A 5946-nucleotide genomic window follows, 5' to 3' on the forward strand; every position below is an offset into this window, starting at 1 on the left:
CGCTGGTGCCGGAGGCGCGAAACCGGCTCAACACCGTGTTCATGACCGGGATGTTCATCGGCGGATCGATCGGCTCGGCCGGCGCGGCCTTCGCCTGGGCGCACGGGGGCTGGACGGTGGTGAGCCTCTACGGCGGCGCGCTGGCGGCGATCGCCTTGCTGCTGGAACTAACGGCACGGTGGTCGCGCCGTTAGTTCGAGTGTGCTGGTGAGATGCAGGCCGGGCGCTCAGCCGCCCGGCAGCATGTCCTTCTGCATCTTGCCGCCGTAGAAGTGGAAGAACGGCAGCGCCGCGTCGTGGCGCAGCGGACCGGTGGCAAGCCGGCGGTCGAGTTCGCCGAGCACGTTCTTGGTCATCGGATGCAGATCGGCGAGCGGCTTGGAGCCGAGCTCGACCCACACCAACTCGACCAGCTCGGCATCCGCATGCACCACGCCCTCGACGCGATGTGCGATTGCCGAAGCATCGGCGGTGAAGAAGCGGGTGTCGAACCGCTTGATGCGGCCGGGCGGAGTGATCGCGCGCGCGATCAGGAACAGGCCGGACGGGTCCGGCAGCAGGCCGGCTTCAGCGAACGGCTGCCACGGACCGTCGAGCTTCGCTTTGGTTTCAGTCTTGCAGCCGAGGCACAGCCCGGTCTCTTCGCAGGCCTCGCGGATCGCCGCGATCGCCAGCGCGCGGGCGCGGGACGGCGTGGTCTTCGGGCTGCCTTTCAGCAGATTGGCTTCGAGCTCCGGCGGGATCGACGCCGCGACCGGGACCCGGACGTCGCTCTTGTCGACGCGGCCGCCGGGAAACACGAACTTGCCGGGCATGAACACGACGTTGTCGTGGCGCTTGCCGACCAGCACCTTCGGCGTCGAGCCGCTGCGGTCCACCAGGATCAGCGTCGCGGCGTCCTTGGGGCGGAAATAGGGATGGTGGCTGGCTTCCTGGTGATCCTGCTCGACCTTTGGCTCGGTCTGTGTCGCGGATTCGGTCATATCGCTCCCGTTGTCGTTTCTTGTTGGTGTTGTTGTTCGTCGTTGTGCCGCCGCGTGGGAATCGCGCCGTCAGTGGTCCGGGTTGGTCTCGTCGAAGCCGTGCATCCGGAATGCCCATTGCAATCCGACCACGGCGCCTTTGACCGGCTGCAGCAATAGCAGCGAAGCCAGCAGGGTGAAAGGCAGGTAGATCGCCAGCTGCAATTCCACCGGCGGCGCGTAATGCGTCTCGATCGACAGCGCGATCGGCACCACGATGTGGCCGACGATGACGATCACAAGATAAGCGGGAAGGTCGTCGGCACGGTGGCCGGTGAAATCCTGGCCGCACTGAGTGCAGCTGTCAGCGGTCTTGAGGAACGCGCGAAACATCCGGCCTTCGCCGCAGTTCGGGCAGCGGCCGCGGAAGCCGCGCCACATCGCCTGCCAGACGTTGCGCTGCTGCGACGGGGCGGATTGCGGAGGCCAGACGATCGGCTCGCGGGTCAGCGTGCTCATCAGCGTTTTCCTCTCCCGGACTTGGTTTTTTGTTTCGGCTTGGCGGCTTTTCGCGCCTTCACCCGTCCGGGCTTGGCGCGCGCCGTCTTGCCGCTCTCGGTTTTCAGCTTGGCCTTGCTCTTCCCCTTGGTCTTGCGTGCAGTCTTGCGGTGCGTGAATTCGACGCTGGCGTTGCTCACCAGTTCGAACCGCAGCGCGCCGGCCACCGGTGCAGCTTCCACCAGCTTGACGTCGACGACATCCCCCAGCCGGTGCATGGCCCCGCTGCGCGAGCCGATGAGCGCATGGCGGGTTTCGTCGTAGTTGTAATACTCGTCGCCGAGCGAGCGGATCGGGATCAGCCCGTCAGCGCCGGTGTCGCTCAGCTTGACGAACAGGCCGGCCTTGGTGACGCCGGAGACGCGGCCCTGGAACGTGGCGCCGATCCGGTCGGCGAGATGATGCGCGATCAGCCGGTCGACGGTCTCGCGCTCGGCCTTCATCGCGCGCCGCTCGGTGAGCGAGATTTGCGCGGCGACTTCCGCCAGCGTCTCGGTGGTCTCGGTCGGCGGCAGCGCGCCGTCGCCGAGATCGAGCGCGCGGATCAGTGCGCGGTGTACCACGAGGTCGGCGTAGCGGCGGATCGGTGAGGTGAAGTGTGCGTAGCGCCGCAGATTAAGGCCGAAGTGACCGTAGTTCTCGGCCGCATATTCGGCTTGCGCCTGCGACCGCAGCACCACCTCGTTGACCAGCGGCTCGGAGTCCTCGCCTTTGACCATCGCCAGGATGCGGTTGAACTGCGCCGGCCGCAGCGCGCCCTGCTTGGCGAACGACAGATCGAGCGTCTTCAGGAAGTCGACGAGGTTGTGGACCTTCTCGACGCTGGGCTCATCGTGAACCCGGTAGATCAGCGGGAGCGCCTTCTTCTCCAGCATTTCGGCGGCTGCGACGTTGGCGAGGATCATGAATTCTTCGATCAGCCGGTGCGCATCGAGCCGCTCCGGCACGATGACGCGGTCGACGGTGCCGTCCGGCTTCAGGATGATCTTGCGCTCGGGCAGATCGAGGTCGAGCGGATCGCGCTCGTCGCGGCCGCGCTTCACCACCGCGTAGGCTTCGTAAAGCGGCTTCAGGATGGTTTCGAGCAGCGGGCCGGTGATGTCGTCGGGCTTGCCGTCGATCGCGGCCTGGGCCTGTGCGTAGCTCAGCTTTGCCGCCGAGCGCATCAGCACGCGGTGGAACGAATGCGAGCGCTTGTGCCCCTGCGCGTCGATCACCATGCGAACGGCGAGGGCGCCGCGGGCTTCCCCAGGCTTCAGCGAACACAGATCGTTGGAGATCCGCTCCGGCAGCATCGGCACGACGCGGTCGGGAAAGTACACCGAATTGCCGCGGCGCAGCGCGTCGCGGTCGAGGGCCGAGCCGGGGCGCACGTAGTAAGCGACGTCGGCGATCGCGACATGCAGGATCACGCCGCCTTTGGTGTTCGGGTCCGGACCAGGCGCGGCGTGGACAGCGTCGTCGTGATCCTTGGCGTCCGGCGGATCGATCGTCACCAGCGGCAGATCGCGCCAGTCTTCGCGGCCTTTCAGCGTCGCCGGCTCTGCAGCTTCGGACTCGCGGATCGCGGAGGTGGAGAATTCCTGCGGGATATCGTGGGTGTGGATCGCGATCAGGCTGATTGCCTTTTCGCTGGCGAGCGAACCGAGCCGTTCCTTGACGCGGCCGGAGGCGAGGCCATAGCCGCGGGTGCGGATCAGGTCGACGCTGACGAGATCGCCATCCTGCGCGCCGCCGGCATCGTGCGCCGCGATGTTGAGTTCGCGCCCGGCCTGCTTCTTGTCGACCGGCACCATCCGGCCGCCGCCCTGCGGCAGCGCACGGAAGATACCGAGGATACGGGCCTTGCCGCGCTCGAGGACACGGATGATACGGCCGACATAAGCGGGGCCGGCCTCGCGCGGATCGGCGGTCTCGACATGCAATAGCGCGCGATCACCAACGCCCGCTGCGGTGCCGGGCTTGATCCGGCGCGGCGTGTGGATGCGGATCTTCGGCGCGTCGCCGTCCTGCTCGTCCCATTCGGATGGGGTGGCGATCAGTTCGCCGTCGGCGTCGCGCGAGACGATATCGGCGAGCAGGGTCGGCGGCAGCGTGGCGGGCTCCGACACCTTGCGGCGGCCGCTCTTGCGGATGCTGCCGCCGTCGGCGAGCTCGCGCAGCATGCGCTTCAGCTCGGCGCGATCGGCATTCTTCAGGCCGTATTCGCGCGCGATCTCCCGGGTCCCGACCTTGCCGGGGTGGGCACGGATGAAGGCGAGGAGAGTGGCCTTGTCCGGAAACTTCGCGTCGCGCGGCTTGCTCACATCTATCCGTTCTTGGTGGCGCTACCCTTGGCCGCGTCTTTAGGCTTGGCGGCCTTCTTCGCTGCTGTCTTTGCGGCAACAGGCGCGCGCGCCTTGCTGGCGGCGGCGCCTTCAGCTTTCGGCTTGGCCTTCTTGGCAGCCGCCTTTTTCGCGGGCTTGGCTTCACCGTCGGCATCGGCCTTTTTGGCAGCGGCTTTCTTGGCTGGCGCCTTCTTGGTCTTGCCGCCGCCCTTGGCGGCGCGCTCGTCGAGCAGCGCGATCGCTTCGGGCAGGGTGATGGTGTCTTCGGTCTTGTCGGACGGGATCGTGGCGTTGACGCCGCCGGCGGTGACGTAAGCACCGTAACGGCCCTTCTTCACCGCGACGGCACCGAGGCTCGGATGATCGCCGAGCGCCTTGCCTGGATCGGAGCCGAACCGCCGCTTGCTCGGGCCCTTGGCGATTTTCTCGGCGATCAGAGTCACCGCGCGATTGAGGCCGATGGTGTGCACGTCGTCGCCGGCCTCGAGGCTGGCGTAGGTCTTTTCGTGCTGCACATAGGGCCCGAACCGGCCGATGCCGGCCTTGATCGGCTGGCCGGTCTCCGGGTGCTTGCCGACTTCGCGTGGCAACGCGAGCAGCTTCAGCGCAATTTCAAGGTCGACGTCGGACGGCGAAGTGCCCTTCGGAATGCCGGCCCGCTTCGGCTTTTCGCCCTCGGCGTAGTCCTTGGCCTCGCCGAGCTGGATGTAGGGGCCGAACCGGCCGGACTTCACCGCGACCTCGAGTCCGCTGTCGGGATCGGTGCCGAGCACACGATCGGCATCCCCGGCGCTGTCGGAAGCGAGCGGCCGGGTGTAGCGGCATTCTGGATAGTTCGAGCAACCGACGAAGGCGCCGAATTTGCCGGCTTTCAGATTGAGCTTGCCGGTGCCGCAGCTCGGGCACTGCCGCGGATCGCCGCCGTCTTCGCGCGCCGGATAGATGTGCGGGCCGAGCATCTCGTCGAGCACGTCGAGCACCTGGGCGACGCGCAGGTCCTTGATCTCGTCGACCGCCCCGATGAAGTCGCGCCAGAAGTCGCTCAGCACCTGTTTCCAGGACACTTCATTATTGGAGATGCGATCGAGGTCTTCTTCGAGCCCGGCGGTGAAGTCGTATTCGACGTAACGGGTGAAGAAGCTCTCCAGGAACGCCACCACGACGCGGCCCTTGTCCTCGCCATGTAGCCGCTTCTTTTCCAGCCGGACGTAGCCGCGATCCTTCAGTACCTGCAGAATGGAGGCATAGGTCGAGGGCCGGCCGATGCCGAGCTCTTCCATCCGCTTCACCAGCGAGGCTTCGGAAAACCGCGGCGGCGGCTCGGTGAAATGCTGCGTGACGGCGAGGGCCTCGCGCTTCAGCGCCTCGTTCTCGGTCATCGCGGGCAGGCGGCGGGAATCCTCGTCCTCGGAGTCGTCGTCGCGGCCTTCCTGGTAGGCGGCGAGGAAGCCATCGAACTTCACCACCTGGCCGGTGGCGCGCAGCTCCAGCACCCGCGAGCCGGCTTTCGCCTCGATATCGACGGTGGTGCGCTCCAGCTCGGCGGACTCCATCTGGCTGGCGACGGTGCGGATCCAGATCAGCTCGTACAGCCGGGCCTGGTCGGAATCGAGGTTGCGGCTGACGTCGGACGGCCGGCGCGACAGGTCGGTCGGGCGGATCGCTTCGTGGGCTTCCTGCGCGTTCTTGGCCTTGGCGGTGTATTGGCGCGGCGCTTCCGGCACATAGGCGCTGCCGAAATCCTCGGCGATCACCTTGCGCGCCTGGGTGATGGCGGACGGATCGATCTGCACACCGTCGGTACGCATATAAGTAATGAGTCCGACGGTCTCGCCGCCGATATCGACACCTTCGTATAGCCGCTGCGCCACCCGCATGGTGTGGGCCGGCGCGAAGCCGAGCTTGCGGCTGGCTTCCTGCTGCAGCGTCGAGGTGGTGAACGGCGCGTAGGGGTTGCGGCGCGCCGGCTTGGCTTCGACGGTGGCGACCCGGAAATTCGCCGCCTCGATTGCCTTCTTGAAGTCTTCGGCCTCGGCGCCGGTGCCGATGTCGAGCCGCTGGATCTTCCTGCCGTCGGCGCCGACCAGGCGGGCCTCGAA

At 66.8% G+C, this 5946-nt stretch carries 4 protein-coding genes and 1 pseudogene; 1 reads left to right on the forward strand and 4 read right to left on the reverse strand.

Annotation, left to right across the window (positions count from 1 at the left end):
* A pseudogene (locus tag DYI24_RS19660) lies at positions 1–194 on the forward strand (MFS transporter); the annotation flags it as partial.
* A gap of 33 nt (positions 195–227) precedes the next feature.
* On the opposite strand, the gene DYI24_RS19665 reads toward DYI24_RS19660, so the two are convergent.
* The 4 genes from DYI24_RS19665 to topA form a co-directional block, all read right to left on the reverse strand.
* Positions 228–983: an NUDIX hydrolase gene (locus DYI24_RS19665; RefSeq protein WP_164573500.1), complete on the reverse strand. Its 756-nt coding sequence runs from the start codon at positions 981–983 to the stop codon at positions 228–230.
* Between the two features lie 69 nt (positions 984–1052).
* Complete coding sequence (locus DYI24_RS19670) at positions 1053–1481, reverse strand: DUF983 domain-containing protein (protein ID WP_107344983.1); 429 nt, start codon at positions 1479–1481, stop codon at positions 1053–1055.
* Positions 1481–3826, reverse strand: a complete 2346-nt coding sequence (gene rnr, locus DYI24_RS19675; RefSeq protein WP_164573501.1) for a ribonuclease R — start codon at positions 3824–3826, stop codon at positions 1481–1483. Before rnr ends, DYI24_RS19670 begins: the two co-directional genes overlap by 1 nt.
* A 2-nt stretch (positions 3827–3828) precedes the next feature.
* On the reverse strand, positions 3829–5946 hold a 2118-nt coding region (gene topA, locus DYI24_RS19680), incomplete at its 5' end, for a type I DNA topoisomerase (protein WP_164573502.1).

It is taken from the genome of Rhodopseudomonas sp. BR0C11, assembly GCF_010820945.1.
Classification (GTDB): Bacteria; Pseudomonadota; Alphaproteobacteria; order Rhizobiales; family Xanthobacteraceae; genus Rhodopseudomonas; species Rhodopseudomonas palustris_H.

Bases quoted from the DNA above. Each gene is read 5' to 3' on its own strand.
- DYI24_RS19665 (WP_164573500.1), bottom strand. From the start codon at position 983: ATGACCGAATCCGCGACACAGACCGAGCCAAAGGTCGAGCAGGATCAC.
- DYI24_RS19670 (WP_107344983.1), bottom strand. From the start codon at position 1,481: ATGAGCACGCTGACCCGCGAGCCGATCGTCTGGCCTCCGCAATCCGCC.